General features: G+C 70.1%; 8 protein-coding genes. 3 read left to right on the forward strand and 5 right to left on the reverse strand.

Annotation, left to right across the window (positions count from 1 at the left end; all coding sequences use genetic code 11):
- Positions 1–46 precede the first annotated feature (46 nt).
- Together ACMX37_RS11535 and ACMX37_RS11540 are read left to right on the forward strand one after the other, a co-directional pair.
- Complete coding sequence (locus tag ACMX37_RS11535) at positions 47–1,006, forward strand: calcium/sodium antiporter (protein WP_483146061.1); 960 nt, start codon at positions 47–49, stop codon at positions 1,004–1,006.
- Positions 1,007–1,162: 156 nt separating this feature from the next.
- Positions 1,163–4,804: an autotransporter domain-containing protein gene (locus ACMX37_RS11540; RefSeq protein WP_483146062.1), complete on the forward strand. Its 3,642-nt coding sequence runs from the start codon at positions 1,163–1,165 to the stop codon at positions 4,802–4,804.
- Positions 4,805–4,877: 73 nt separating this feature from the next.
- Here ACMX37_RS11540 and ACMX37_RS11545 read toward each other — a convergent pair whose 3' ends face one another.
- Positions 4,878–5,540 (reverse strand): hypothetical protein, encoded by a 663-nt coding sequence (locus ACMX37_RS11545; RefSeq protein WP_483146063.1) that lies wholly within the window; start codon positions 5,538–5,540, stop codon positions 4,878–4,880.
- On the reverse strand, positions 5,537–5,776 hold the full coding sequence (locus ACMX37_RS11550) for a helix-turn-helix transcriptional regulator (RefSeq protein WP_483146064.1): 240 nt from the start codon (positions 5,774–5,776) through the stop codon (positions 5,537–5,539). The genes ACMX37_RS11545 and ACMX37_RS11550 overlap by 4 nt, the downstream gene beginning before the upstream one ends.
- Positions 5,777–5,944: 168 nt before the next feature.
- Between ACMX37_RS11550 and ACMX37_RS11555 the strand changes: the two genes are divergently transcribed.
- A complete protein-coding gene (locus tag ACMX37_RS11555; RefSeq protein WP_483146065.1) occupies positions 5,945–6,508 on the forward strand; it encodes a lysozyme in 564 nt (187 codons plus the stop codon).
- Positions 6,509–6,530: 22 nt separating this feature from the next.
- Here ACMX37_RS11555 and ACMX37_RS11560 read toward each other — a convergent pair whose 3' ends face one another.
- From ACMX37_RS11560 to ACMX37_RS11570, 3 genes are read right to left on the reverse strand one after another with little or no spacing between them, the layout of a single operon-like run.
- The gene (locus ACMX37_RS11560; protein ID WP_483146066.1) at positions 6,531–10,784 is read right to left on the reverse strand and encodes a translocation/assembly module TamB domain-containing protein; all 4,254 of its coding nucleotides are present in this window, start codon (positions 10,782–10,784) and stop codon (positions 6,531–6,533) included.
- The gene (locus tag ACMX37_RS11565; protein WP_483146067.1) at positions 10,784–13,165 is read right to left on the reverse strand and encodes an autotransporter assembly complex protein TamA; all 2,382 of its coding nucleotides are present in this window, start codon (positions 13,163–13,165) and stop codon (positions 10,784–10,786) included. The genes ACMX37_RS11560 and ACMX37_RS11565 overlap by 1 nt, the downstream gene beginning before the upstream one ends.
- Positions 13,134–13,991 (reverse strand): arginyltransferase, encoded by an 858-nt coding sequence (locus ACMX37_RS11570; protein ID WP_483146068.1) that lies wholly within the window; start codon positions 13,989–13,991, stop codon positions 13,134–13,136. The genes ACMX37_RS11565 and ACMX37_RS11570 overlap by 32 nt, the downstream gene beginning before the upstream one ends.
- Positions 13,992–14,049: the final 58 nt, after the last annotated feature.

Consider the following 14,049-nt stretch of genomic DNA (forward strand, 5'->3'; position numbering starts at 1 on the left):
AAGTCGCTAGGACCTCGGGATAGCCCGCCAACTGATCAGGACATGCATGACCGAATCGCTGCTGCTCGTTGCCGGAGGCCTGGTGTTGCTCGCGCTGGGCGGGGAACTGCTCGTGCGCGGGGCTGTCGGCATGGCGGCGCGGCTCGGCATCTCGCCGCTGCTGGCGGGGCTGACGATCGTCGGCTTCGGCACCTCGATGCCCGAACTGGCGACGAGCGTGCAGGCGGCGCTGGGGGGCTCGCCGGGGATCGCGATCGGCAACGTGGTCGGATCGAACATCGCCAACACCCTGTTCATCCTCGGCGTCTCGGCGGTGATCCTGCCGCTTTCGGTCAATCCCGCCTCCTTCGCGCGTGACTCGATCGCGCTCGGCGGTTCGGCGCTGCTGTGCACCGGGGCGGTGCTGCTCGGCGTGATCGGGCCGCTGGCGGGGATTGTCCTCGTCGCCTGCCTCGTGGGCTACATCTGGTGGGCCTACCGTTCCGAGAGCGCCGCGCCCTGCCCCGAGGCGACCCGCCACGAACACGAGGTGGAGGACGTGCCGGTGCCGCCCGATGCCGGCCCGATGGTGCTCGGCGGGATGATCCTGGCCGGGCTCGCCGCCGCGATCTTCGGTGCGGGATGGCTGGTCGATGGCGCGGTCGTGCTGGCGGGCGCGGCAGGCGTTTCGGAGAGCGTCATCGGCCTCACCGTGGTCGCCGTGGGCACCAGCCTGCCCGAACTTATCGCCTGCGTCGTCGCGGTGCTGCGCAAGCACGAGGATGTGGCCCTGGGCAACGTGGTGGGATCGAACATCTACAACCTGTGCGGGATCCTCGGCACGACCGCACTTATCCAGCCGATCGACGTGCCCGCCGAAATCGCCGGCTTCGATATCTGGGTCATGCTCGGCGTGACGGCGCTCCTGATCGTCCAGCTGCGCAGCGGATGGCGGCTCTCGCGGCTCGAGGGCGTGGTGCTGGTCGCGCTTTATGCCGGCTACACCGCGCTGCTCGCCACACGGTGAACCGCTCTCCGCACGCGATCTGATGCCCGAAAGCAACGCCGGCAGGAAATGTTGTTTCACTCTTGCCCTGCTCCGGCGAGCGGCTAGTTTGCCGAAACTTCGCAACAGCTTGCGAACTTCAATTCCCCCTAGGGACGCAACAAGGTAGAGGTGTCTATGATCAAAGGTGATCGTCGGGTCCGCCCGGCGCTGATGACGGGTGTCGCGCTGGCCGGTCTGGTGCTCGGCGCCGGAGCCGCCAATGCGCAATCCGCTCTGGGCGTGAACGGCCCGCGGCTCGACGCCGCCGAGCTCGAGGATGCGCGGCATCGCGACGTGATGCTCGATCCGCGCCAGGTGCTGGACGAGCGGCACGGCGGCACGATCCTCGACCCGACCTACCTTCTCGACGAACGCCACGTGCGCGCCCCGGCGCTCGGCACCGAGATCGAGACCTATGTCGGCCAGGTCGAGATCGAGGATGCATCCCAGATCGTGATCTCGCTGCCGGGCACCCCGACCACCGCGCGCGATCCGGTCAATATCAACGGCATCGGCCAGATGATCGTCAGCACCCCGAGTGCCGGCGGCGGCGTGAACCTCGGCCTGTGCACCGGCACGCTGATCAACCCGCGCACCGTGCTGTTCGCCGCGCACTGCGTGAACACCCGCCCCGCGACCGCCTACGGCTCGGACTCGGGCGGTGTCGCGATCGGCTTCGGCTTCAACAATGCCAACAACACCACCCAGCCGGGCCAGCCGGCAGGGACTTCGCCGCTGCTGAACTGGCTGTTCGGTTCGGCCGCGCAGGGCCGCGCCCCGAACACCACCAGCACCAGCGAATTCTTCTACACCGTCAATGGTCTGGTCTATAACCCGCTCTCGCTCGAGCCGGCGGCGGCGGGCTTCCTCTATGGCGACGTGGCGATCGCGTCGCTCGACACGCCCGCCCGCAACATCCCGACCTGGGCGATCCTGCTCTCGGCCCTGACCCCGCCGTCGCAGATCACCGCGGCCAACGGCACGGGCTACCACGTTACCATCAGCGGCTACGGCGCCAACGGCATCGGGACCACCGGCGCGACCGGCGCGATCGACTATCGTCGCCGCGTGGCCGAAAACTGGCTCGGCGCGCTGACCTCGCTCAACGTGCGCGACACCTTCCTGTTCGGCGGTTTCTCGGTCAACCGGCCGCAGAACCTCTACTGGATCGACTTCGACGATCCGCGCCGCGGCACCCCGCAGGCGACCCCGTTCGACTTCAACGTGTTCCGCGACAACGCCCTGCCCAACGAAGGCACCACCTCGGGCGGCAACTCGGGCGGCCCGCTGATCCTCGACCGGACCTTCGCCCAGCAGGTCGTGATCGGCGTCCTTTCGGGCGGCTCGCGCTTCTTCGGTGCACAGCCGGGTTCGAGCTACGGCACGGCCTCGTTCTACCAGCCGATCTACCTCTACTGGGACTGGATCGCGGCGAACAACCCCTACCGCTACGTCGGCGCGGTCGCCGGCAGCGGCAACTGGGAAGACCCGACCCGCTGGGTCACGCTGCAGGACCCCAACTACTTCATCATCGGCGCCAACGGCCAGCTGGTGAACGGCGTTCCCACCACCCCGGGCGAGCAGAACCTCGGCACCTCGGGCCAGTTCGGTGACCTGTGCGTCCAGGGCCCGGCGGCGGGCGGCGGCGACGCCTGCCTCAACCTCGCGACCGGCCAGATCCGTCCGACCCCGGGCGGCATCGGCACCTCGGGCAACGACACGCTCGGCGAAGGGGCGGGGATCGGCAGCGCGCTGTCGAACAACTTCGGCTCCGACGTCATCAGCCCCGACGGCGCCTTCGCCGCGAACGGCGGCCTCACCGCCTCCGACGAGCCGCAGAACACCGCAGTCCTGCCGCCGGCGACCATCGCCAACGGCCTGCCGGGCGCGACCAACTTCGTGCCCAACAACACCCCGGGCAACCGCCTTGCGGGCGTGCTGCCGCGCTACTTCGACGTGACGCTGGCCAACACCGGCACCACCACGCTGAGCAGCACGGTCACCATCGACCGGCTGACCCTGCGCGGCCCGGCCGGCCTGACCATCAACTCGGGCGCGCGCCTCAACTCGCTGATCGACATCACGCAGGCCGGCGGGATCATGAACGTGAACGGCACGCTCACCTCGGTGGGCGACTACACGGTGATGGGCGGCCTGCTGCAGGGTTCAGGCACGATCACCGCGCCCTTCGTCAACAGCGTGGCCGGCCAGATCGCGCCGGGCACGATCGGCACCACCGGGACGCTGTCGATCGGCGGCAACCTCGTGCTCGCCTCGGGCAACCAGTACCTCGTCGACATCTCGGGCACCGCATCCGACCGGATCGCCGTGACGGGCGCGGCCAATGTCGGCGGCCAGGTGGTGGTCGGCGCGGGCGTGACCGGGCAGGTCAACGGCCTCGGTCGCCAGTTCACCATCCTCACCGCCACCGGCGGGGTGACCGGCACCTTCTCGGCCCAGAGCCTCTCGCCGATCCTCAGCCAGCAGTTCACCTACCAGCAGAACGCGGTGCTGATGCAGATCCGCGCGGCGAGCTACAACTCGGTGATCGATCGCAACAGCACGGTCCAGACCGCCTACGCCCAGCTGTTCGACCAGAACCGCCCCAACGAGGCGCTGGCGAGCCTCTATGCCCTCGACTTCGCGTCGGTCGACACGATCCGCAACACCTTCGCGAGCCTCGCGCCTGTCAACGAGCAGGCGGTGCGTTCGCTGTCGGCGCAGTCGGTCAACATGCTCCAGAACTTCAACGCCGCGCGCCTGCGCGAGGCGGACAAGTCGCGGGCCGGCGGCAAGGTCGCGGTGATCGGGCGTCCGCTCGAGCTGGCGCAGATGGGCATGGCCCCCGCTCTCCAGCCCCTCGGCGGGATGCAGATGGGCGTGCAGGACGGCGAAACCACGATGACCGAGACCAGCCTGCCCGACAACGTCGCGATCTTCGCGGCGGGCGGCCTGGTGTTCGGCGACGCGGATTCGCTCCCCGGCTACACCGTCGGCAACACGGTCGCGGGCCGGCTGATCTCGCAGCCCACCGAGTTCGACGGGTTCTACCTGTCGGGCGGGATCGAGTTCTACCCGGGCGAGAGCACCATGGTCGGGATCTCGGGCTTCTACAGCTCGATCGACGCCAACACGCCGCTCGACCAGCGTGTCGAAAGCGACACCTACGCCGCCTCGATCTACCTGCGTCATGCCTTTGCGAACGGCCCCGTGATCGACGGCCAGTTCAGCATGGGCAGCATGGGCTTCGACACCCGGCGTCAGGTGCAGTTCCTCACCGCCCCGCAGACGCTCGTATCGACCTCGGACGACCTGCTGGTCTCGGGTGCCCTCGGCATCTCCTATGACCTCGAAAGCAGCATCGGCACGATCTCGCCGGGGATTGAGGCGCGCTACGCCAGCGTCGATCTCGCCACCACCCGCGAGACCGGCGGCACGCTCGGCCTGAGCTTCGCGCGCGAGAGCTTCGAGAGCAAGCAGGCCCGCTTCGGCTTCGCCTACGAGAAGCAGGGCAAGCAGATCGCGATCAACGCCAACGCGCAGTTCGTGTGGGAGTTCGAGGACGGTCCGCAGCTGCTCGGCGCGAACTTCGCGACCGGCACCGGCCCGAACGCGAACTTCGTGCTCGACACGGCCGACCACACCTGGGGCGAGGTCGGCATCGCGGCGACCTTTGGCACCGGACCGCTGCAGACGGCGATCTCGGTGGACACTACCATCGGCCGCGACAATGCCGAGGCTCAGGTGGTGCGCGGCAGCGCGACCTGGCGCTTCTGATCGCCGCTCACGGCAAAGAGAAGGGGCGTCCGCCACACGGCGGGCGCCCCTTTTGCTTGGGCCTCGGGCCCGGTCAGCGGATCACGAGCATCCCGCGCCGGCCGACGACGATGAAGCTCGCCGCCAGCACCAGAACGTAGAACAGGGTCAGCAGGTCGAGCGGCGCAGGGGCGGCGACCTTGCCGACATGCGCGAACATCGACCACAGGCCCACCACCAGCACGACGAGCCCATAGGTGATCGCCGCAGCTTCGAGATGGGCCATCCGCATCAGCTCGTCGCAGGCGCGATAGGCCACCGCCGAGAGCGCGCCCCCGACCAGCAGCCCCCCTGCCCCGAGCACGAGTGCCATCCCTTGCGGCACGGGTCCCACGGGCGCGGCAAGAGCGAGGGCGAGGAGGCCGATCCCCCAGAGCGCCATAGCGGCGCCGGAATAGATCAGCACCCGCTTCTGCTCGCGCAGTTCGTCGGCGTCCTCGACATTGAGAAAGCGCGCACCGAGGCGCGGGCTTGCGGCACCGAAGCCGACCGCCACCCCCATCAGGGTGTAGAACAGCGCCACCATCACCGCGGCAAGCGCCGAAGCGCCGAGCCCGTCGACGGTCTCGCTGTCGACGAAACGCATCGTCGCCGAAGCAGCGGCGAAACCGATCACGCCGCCCAATGCGGCAGGGATCAGCAGCTTGCGGACCCAGACGGGCATGGCATTCCGGGGGGTCTTGTCTTCCAGCATCATGACTCGGGCTCCCAGTGATCGATGAAAAGTTCGGGCACCGCCACGCCGAACAGGCGCGCCATGCGTAGCGCGAGGGGCAGCGAAGGATCGTACTTGTCGGTCTCGACCGCGTTGATCGTCTGGCGCGATACGCCGAGGCGGCGGGCGAGTTCGCCCTGGCTCCACCCTTCGGCCTCACGATAGTGCTTCAGACGGTTTTCCACCTGCGTTCCTGCCAGCAAGTTGATCAAGTGCATACAGGCTCTGCCGATCCGCACGTCCGAATCAACAAGGCCTGACAAGAGCTCTTTACAGACAAGAACTCTTGTCAGTCAAGAACTCTTGTCACCCCGCAGGAAAACCGTTTTCCTACTTACGCAAGCCGTGCCTAATTGCCGGGCCTCACCCCGACAGGAGGCAAGCCCATGCCCTTCAAACCCGACATCCCGCTCCTGAGGCTGATGCGCCGCCTCGCCGCCCTGCCCTCCGCGAACGCCCCCGCCACCCCGCGCCGCATCGGCCCAGCCGGCATTGCGCTCGTCAAGCGCTTCGAGGGCTGCGCGCGGCTCAGGGGCGACGGCCTCGTCGAGGCCTATCCCGATCCGGGCACCGGCGGCGAGCCGTGGACCATCGGCTGGGGCGCGACCGGGCGCGACCGCTTCACTGGCGGGCGCATCGGCCCGGACACGCGCTGGACGCAGGCCCAGTGCGACGCGCGCCTTGCCGAGGATCTCGCCGTCCATGCCGCCGAGGTCGCCGCCGCGATCGGCGAGGCGCCCACCACCCAAGCCCAGTTCGATGCCCTCGTCAGCTTCCACTACAACACCGGCGCGATCGCCCGCGCCACCCTGACCCAGCGCCACATCGCCGGCGACCATGCCGGCGCCGCGCGCGAATTCGCGCGCTGGAACCGTGCCGGCGGGCGGGTACTCAAGGGGCTGGTGCGCCGCCGCGCGGCCGAGGCGGAGCTCTATCTGAGCGGGATGTGAGAGCCGGCCCGGACGGCCCGCCTCAATAGTCGCGGCTGACCTGCACCAGCACCGAATCGCGTCCGATGGTCGACACCGTCCCGAGCAGCGCCAGCCAGCTGGTGATCCGGTATTCCACCTGCGTCGCACTGTAGCCACGCCCGTCGGTGATCAGCTCGACATAGATCTCGCGGGTGATGTTCTTGCCGATGGCGATACCCGTCCCGCGCCCGATCAGCGGGTCGGCGCTGACGATGCGCAGCTGGTCGAGCCCGATCGAGCGCCGCAGCTGGCCGATCGGATCGAGCCCCCCACCGCCGCCCTGCAAAGCCGCCACCGCCGCGGCGAGCTGCACCGCATCGGTCGCCGATAGCGAGGTCACCGATCCGCCGAACAGCAGCCGCGAAAGGATCTCCTCCTCGGGGAGCGCGGGGTCGCTGGAGAAGGTGATCGACGGCGACTGCGCGTTGCCGGTGATCGCGATGTCGACATTCGTGCCGTTCTTCGAGGTCTCGGCGAGTACGTCGAGACGCGGATTGATCGCCTCGTTCAGATCGAACTGGATGCGCCCGCGGGTCAGCTCGAAGCGGGTGCCCGCGAAGGTGTAGTCCCCGCGCACCAGCCGCGCCGAGCCGCCGATGCGCGGATCGTCGACCGTGCCGCGCAGCGCCACGTCGATCCCCCATTCGCTCTCGAGCCCGAGCCCCTCGACCTCGACCCGCCCGGGCGCCGTGGCGTTGACGAGATAGCGCCAGGCCGCATCGCGGGAGGAGACCTGCGTGCGCGCACGCCCGTTCTCGCCGTTGATCTCGCGTGTGGCGATGCGCGGCAGGGCGACATCCTCGGCGGCATTGCCCAGCGCCCAGCGCGCGCGATCGACCGTCACCCGCCCCGCGATCGTGCCGCCGAGGCCGTTGGAGACGATCCGCAGGGGGCCGGTGATGGTCGCCGCAAGCCCGTTGGCATCGAGCAGCCGCGCGTTCTTGACCGCCGCGCGCAGATCGAGCGTCGGCCCGCGCGTCGCGCTCATGCGGGCAAGGTCGACGGTGCCGCTGCCGCTCACCGTGCCGCCGCCGGCGGTGGAACCGGCAAAGCGCACCACTTCGAGGCGCGATCCGGCAAAACGCCCGCGCGCGCTCACCCCGGTGATACGGGTGCCGGTGAGCGCGCTCTGCACCGTCAGGTCGTCTGTCGCGAGGGTGCCGGCGATGCGCGGTTCGGCCAGCGTGCCGGTCGCGCTGGCCACGATCCGCACCGGTCCTGCGAAGTCGAAGGCCTCGACCGCGGCGAGTCGCCACAAGGTCTCCGCCGCCCCGTCGAAGGCGAGGCGCCCGTCGAGGCGCCCGCGCATCAGCCGGTCGGTCAGCGTGCCCTCCGGGCCGAGGTCGGCGATCCGCAGCGACAGGTCGCCGCGCCGGTCGTTGCCTTCGAACAGGCGCGCGGCGGCGGTCAGGCGGTCAGCCCCGAGATCGACCACGCCGAGCACATTGATCGGCTTCGACGAGAGCACCAGCCCGGCGCGGCTGAAGCGGTCGATCCGCCCGCGCGCCCGCGCGGTGGGCGCCTCGCGCCCTACCTGCCGGTAATCGATGATCCCCGTCAGCCGCCCGCCGAGGCCGAGATCGGCACCGGCGAGATCGAGCAGGCGCAGCGGCATCCGCGACAGCTTGAGCTCGAGCGCCGTCGCGCCCCCGCCGAATTCGCCCTCGGCGATGACGAAGCCGCCGCCGAAGCCGACCTGCGTGGGCGCGAGGCGCCAGCCGCCGCCGTCCTCGTCGGCGGTCAGCACCGCACGGCGCGGCATGGTGATCGGCGCGTTGCCATATTGCCCGCGCGCCACCAACGCGACCTGTTCGGGCGCGACATTGGCGTCGAAATTGAGCGCGAAGCGGTCGGCGCGGCGGCCCGAGACGGTACCGGTCACCTTGCCGCGCCCGTTGGTGACAGCGGCCTTGGCGGCAAGGTTGGCGAGGCGCAGGCCGCCATATTCGAAACCGCTCGCGGTGATGTCGGCATCGAGGCTGGTGCTGCCCTCGGCGAAGCGGCCGGTGGCGGCGATGTCGGCGCGGGCGATGCTGATCGCGGTTGCGCCGCCGAAGATGGCGTCGCGCACGGCAAGATCGACCGCGAAGCCGATCGCATCGCCGGGCTGCGGTCGGAACGATGCCGTGCCGTTGACCCCGCCGCCCGCGAACCTGAGGTCGCCCGAAGGCCCCGCGTCCGCCAGCACCACGCCGCCGCTGATCGTGGTGCGATAGACCTCGAGCCGGTCGATGGCGATCCGGGTCGGGGCGTTTTCGGGCATGACGATCCCGAGCGCGCCCTCGAAGGGTCCGAGCAGCGATCCGCCCGCGACATCCACGCCGAAACCCTCCCCGCGCGGGGCGAGCGCGATGCGCACGTCCTTGAGCCCCGCGGCGGGCAGCGGATCGGCGAGGACCAGCACGGCGCGCGGCCCGTCGGCGGCGATCTCGGCATCGAAGCGGAAGGGGCCATATTGCGCCTGCCGCCCGCTGCCGGCGAGCACGGTGCGGGTGACGCCGCCTGCGGTGATCACCCGGCTGTCGAGCCGGGCGGTGAGGCGCGGAGCGGTGATGGTGGTGTCGCGGAACGTGATCGGCTGGCCCGCGCCCATGCCGAGCTGCCCCCGGAAACGCACCTGCTCGCCCGCGAGGTTGACGATCGTGGCATTGCCGATCCGGCTGAGGACGCCGTCGAGATTGGCGCTGAGGCTCCACGGCGCGGCGGAGCCGAAGCTGGCGAGGATCTTCGCATTGGCGCTCACCTCGCCGGCGCCCTCGACCTTGAGGCGGCTGGCCCTGATCGGTCCGGCGACGGCATAGGCTCCGGAGCGGGTGTCGCCGCGCAGCGCGAGCGTCGCCTCGAGACCCGGGAAGGTGATCCGCGCCCTGTCGGCGGCGAGCTTGCCCTGGTCGAAATCATAGGTGAGCAGCCCGCTCGCGCGGCCATTCACCAAGCGCGGGTCGGCCTGGGCGATGCCGGTCGTCACCCGCTCGGCGGTAAGCGCCAGCGGCAGGCTGAGGACCGATCGCTCGAACCGCGCAGTGCCCGCCTGGGCAAGGCCCGTGGCGGCCACCACCCCGGGTGCTTCGAGGCGGCGCACCGCGATTTCATGCTTGATGCCGAGATCGTCGAAGGCGCCGTTGAGGTCGGCGACGAGCGTGCCACCCTCGATCCTGAGCGCCTCGCCGAACAGGTCGGGATCGCGCATCGCGAGCCGCACCCGCGCGCCGTCCACGGCATTGTCGGCGAGGTCGACCACCCCGCCCGCGCGCAGGTCGAGCGCGGAGGAGACCACGGCGGCCCGCCCCTCGACAACGCTGTTCTCGAGCGTGAAGGATGCGGCGAGCGCGGTCGCCTCGCCCAGCGCGCGGCCGGTCAGGGTGTCGGCGGGGAGCCCGGCGCGCAGGCGGCCGAGCACGCCATAGCGCCCGGCATCGTTGGTGATGCGGAAGGCTGCGACAGGGGGCTCCCCGCTCGCGGCCCCGGCGCCGATCCGCCGCGCCACGGCCGCACCGCGCCACTTCGTCCAGGTGCCGTCTCCCGCGAGGCGCGCCGTGTAGCCCTGCTCGAAACCCGCCAGCCCCGCCAGCACGCCCCCTGCGGGGGCGCGGTAATCGCCCGCCAGCTCGAAGCGGTCGCCATCGGGTTCGGCATCGAGCAGGAGGACAATGCGGTCCTCCGCTCCGAGCTGCGCCTTTGCATCGACCAGCGCGCGGCCCTCGCGGATGTCGATCCGGGCGGTGAGGTTGGCGCGCTCGTCACGCGGCGTGGCGACCCCCCTGGCGATGACGAGGTTCTCGACCACCAGCCGGTCGACGCGGATGTCGAAGTCGGGGAGCAGCGGCGCGTCGGGATCGCCGGGAAGCAGCTCCGGCAGGCGCGTCAGCCGCCCGCGCCGGGCGGTCACCTCGCGGATGTCGAGCCCGCTCCACAGCCAGTGCAGCGGCCGCCAGTCGAGCCGCACCTCGGGGATGGTCAGGAAGGCGCCCTTTGGATCGCTCACGGTGACACGGCGCAGCACCGCGGTGCGGTAGATGTCGCCCTCGATCCGCCCGACCGTAAAGCGCAGGCCCGAAGCGGGGGCCGCGGCTGCGATCTGGTCGGCGATAAAACGCTTGCCGATGGGCGTCGCGAGGAAGGTGGCGACGAGCAGGAAGGGGGCGAGCAGCAGCGCCAGCGCCCAGCCGATGCGCTTGCCCCAGCGCCGACGGCGTTCGCTGCCCTGTGGCGGCGGCGGCGGCACGGCGTCCACGATCTCGCCCCCTTCCGCCATCAGAAGGCCTGCCCCAGGCTGACATAGACCACCACCGGGCTGTCGAACTCGTTCGGGTTGAGCGGCGTCGCCACATCGATGCGGATCGGGCCGAAGGTGGTCTTGTAGCGCAGCCCGATGCCTGCGCCGAAGCGGATCTCGTTGAGATCGGGCGCCGACCCGCGGCTGACCGAACCCGCATCGATGAAGGGGACGATCTGAACGTTGCCGCCGAACAGCGGCGTGGCGATGCGCGCCTCGAGAGCGAACTCGATCAGTGAGGCGCCGCCCTCGGGATTGCCGAAGCGGTCCCGCGGTCCGATCCCCTGGAAGCCGTAGCCGCGCACCGATCCGCCCCCGCCGCCATAAAGCCGCCGCGACGGAGCGATGTCGATCGCTGCCGCGCCCTGGATGGTCGCCGCGCGCACGCGGCCTGCAAGGACCAGATCGCCAAAGGACTGGTAATAGCTCGCGTCGCCCTGGGCGCGCAGGTAGAAACTCTCCGTCCCCTGCGAGCGGGAAACCTCGGGCGCGAGGAACAGCGTGGCGCGATAGCCCTCGGTCGGATCGAGCAGATCGTCGCTCTCGTCGAGGGTGACGCTGCCGAAAAGTCCGCCGATCAGGAATGTCTGACGCGGAAGAAAGATATTGGTCTGATTGCGGCGGCGGTCGATGTTGCGCTCGTCGGTGTAGAGCAGTTCGCCCCCCACCTGCCAGCTGAACTCCTTCTGGAACAGGATGTTCGAAACCTTCTCGAAGGTCGCGCGCATCCCGAAACCGCGTGAATCCACCGCCAAGGTGTTGATGTCGCTGGCGAAGAGGTCGACCGTCAGCACCTGGTCGCGATCGAGGAAGTTGTTGCGCCTCACCCCGACGCTCGCCAGCGCCTCGCGGGTGCCGAGGATGCCGCGCAGCCGCAGCGCGCCTTCGGGCGGGAAGAGGTTGCGGTGCTCCCACCGCCCCTCGACCTTCAGCCCGTCCTCGGTCCCGTAGCCGATCGCGCCCGCGATGGTCCGCAAGGGCGCCCGCTCCATTTCGACATCGAGCGCGACCTCGCCGGGCTGCCCGTCCTGCGGGGCGCGGGTCTCGCGCGGGGTGACGGTGACGCTGGAGACGAGGCCGGTGGCGATGATCGCGCGCCTGAGATCGGTCTCGAGGCTCTGCTGGAACACGTCGCCCTGATCGAAGCGTGCGATGCGCCCGAGGTGCCGGCCCGAAAGGAAGCGGGGATCGCTACTGACCACCTCGCCGAAGACGTATTTGCCCTTGGGCGCGACGTCGAGCGTCAGGTCGCCTTCCTCGCGCGCATGGTCGATCAGCAGTTCGGGCTCGGCAACCTCGGCGAAGGGATAGCCGCTTTCGCCGAGCGCGACGCGCAGTTCCAGCTCGCGCTCGACGATGCGGTCGGCATAGAGCGGATCACCCGACTGGATGCCGAAAGCCGCGATCAGGCGGCTGGCGTCGGGCTCCGGCAGGGCGGGCAGCCCGCCGAGGTCGATCCGCCCGAAGCGGTAGCGCGGCCCCGGCAGGATGTCGAAGCGCACGCTCGGCTCGCGCGACGCGACTTCGGCAGCTTCGTCCGCCTCCGCACCATTCGACCCTGCGCGCCGTCCGCCCGAAAGCTGGCGCACGACATCGCCCGCGTAGTAGCCGTAAGTGCGCAGGATATCGCCGAGCAGTTCCTCGTCGGCGCGCGCGCGGGCCGAGACCTGCGGGGCGTTCTCCTCCCCGTCGTCCAGCGCGCGCAAGGTCGAAAGGTCTTCGAACCGCGCGACGAATTCGGCGCGCTCGGGGAAGGCCTCGGGCGCGGCCGGAAGCGCCAGCACCAGCGTGCTGCTGATGCGCGTTTCGGTGAGCTCGGGCAGCGCGGCGATGGTCGGCGCGGCGATCGCGGCGAGTTCCTCGAGCGCGGGATCGGGCGGGAGCGGCTGCGGGTCCTCGATGGCAAGATCGGCAAGCAGCACTTCCGCCGTCACCGGCGCATCGGGGCCTGCGGGGGTATCGAGATCGGCGAAGTCGGCATCGAAGCCGGGCAGCGTGACCTCGGCCAGGGGATCGACCGGCACGACCACCGGCGCCTGATCGGCGACCCCGCCCGCAGCCCAGCTCTCGGGATTGGTAACGGCGGTCTCGGGGATCAGATCGTCGAGCGACTGCGGCACGGGCTCGGGCGCCGGTGGATCGGATTGCGGCTCGGGCGCGGGCGGAGCCGCATCTGCCGCCTCACCGTCGCTGTCCGCGATGCCCTGCTCCTGCGCCACCGCCGGTTGCCGCGCGGCCGCGGCCAGCGCCGGGGCACCGTTCAGCGCCAGCGTGGTCTGACCCAATCCAGCGACGATGGCGAGACCGAGCTTGAGACGGCGCTGCGTCTCAGGTTGCCGGAAACTTGACAGGCTGGCCATCCTTGCCCCGCGCGCCCGCGCCGGTCGCGACCGGGCCTTCATCCTGCGGCTGGCGGGGGGCGGTCGCCGCCGCGATCAGCCGATGCTGGTCGCGCGGGTCCATGAGCTGCCAGCCTTCGCGTGTCAGTCGCTCGAGCGGGCGATAACGGACCTTGTACTGCATGCGCGGACTGCCTTCGACCCAGTAACCCAGATAGACGTAAGGCAATGCCTCGGCTGCGGCGCGGCGGATATGATCGAGGATAATAAAGTTGCCCAGCCCCGCGCGGGTCGGGTGATCCGGCTCGTAAAAGGAGTAGATCATCGACAGCCCGTCGCCCTGCCGGTCGGTGAGGCAGGCGCCGATCAGGCGGCCCGGCTTGCCGTTCGGCCCGGGCTCGCGATATTCGGTCACGACGCTGTTGACCGGCGTGTGCTCGATCATGTCGGCGTAGTCCATCTCGTCCATCGCCGACATTCCGCCGTCGGGGTGACGCTGGCCGAGATAGCGCGCGAGCAGGGCGAACTGCTCGTCGGTCGCCCAGGGGCGGCATTCGGTGACGATCAGGTCTGCGTTGCGCTTGAGATCGCGCTTCTGCGTGGCCGAGGGGCGGAACTTGCCCGCCACCACCCGCACCGAAACGCAGGCCTGGCAATCGAGGCAGGACGGGCGGTAGGCGACCGTCTGGCTGCGGCGGAAACCGATGCGCCCGAGCGCCTCGTTGAGCTGGTCCGCGTGCGGACCCTTCAATTCGGTGAACACCTTGCGCTCGCTGCGCCCCGGCAGATAGGGGCACGGCGCGGGGCTGGTCACAAAGAACCGGGGAAAGCGGATCGGTGCCGTCACGGGTGGGGCCTATCCTTTGTGCGCCGGAGACTGCGGATGAATCGCGGATCGAATTCGT

The organism is Porphyrobacter sp. THAI-01a (assembly GCF_056868655.1).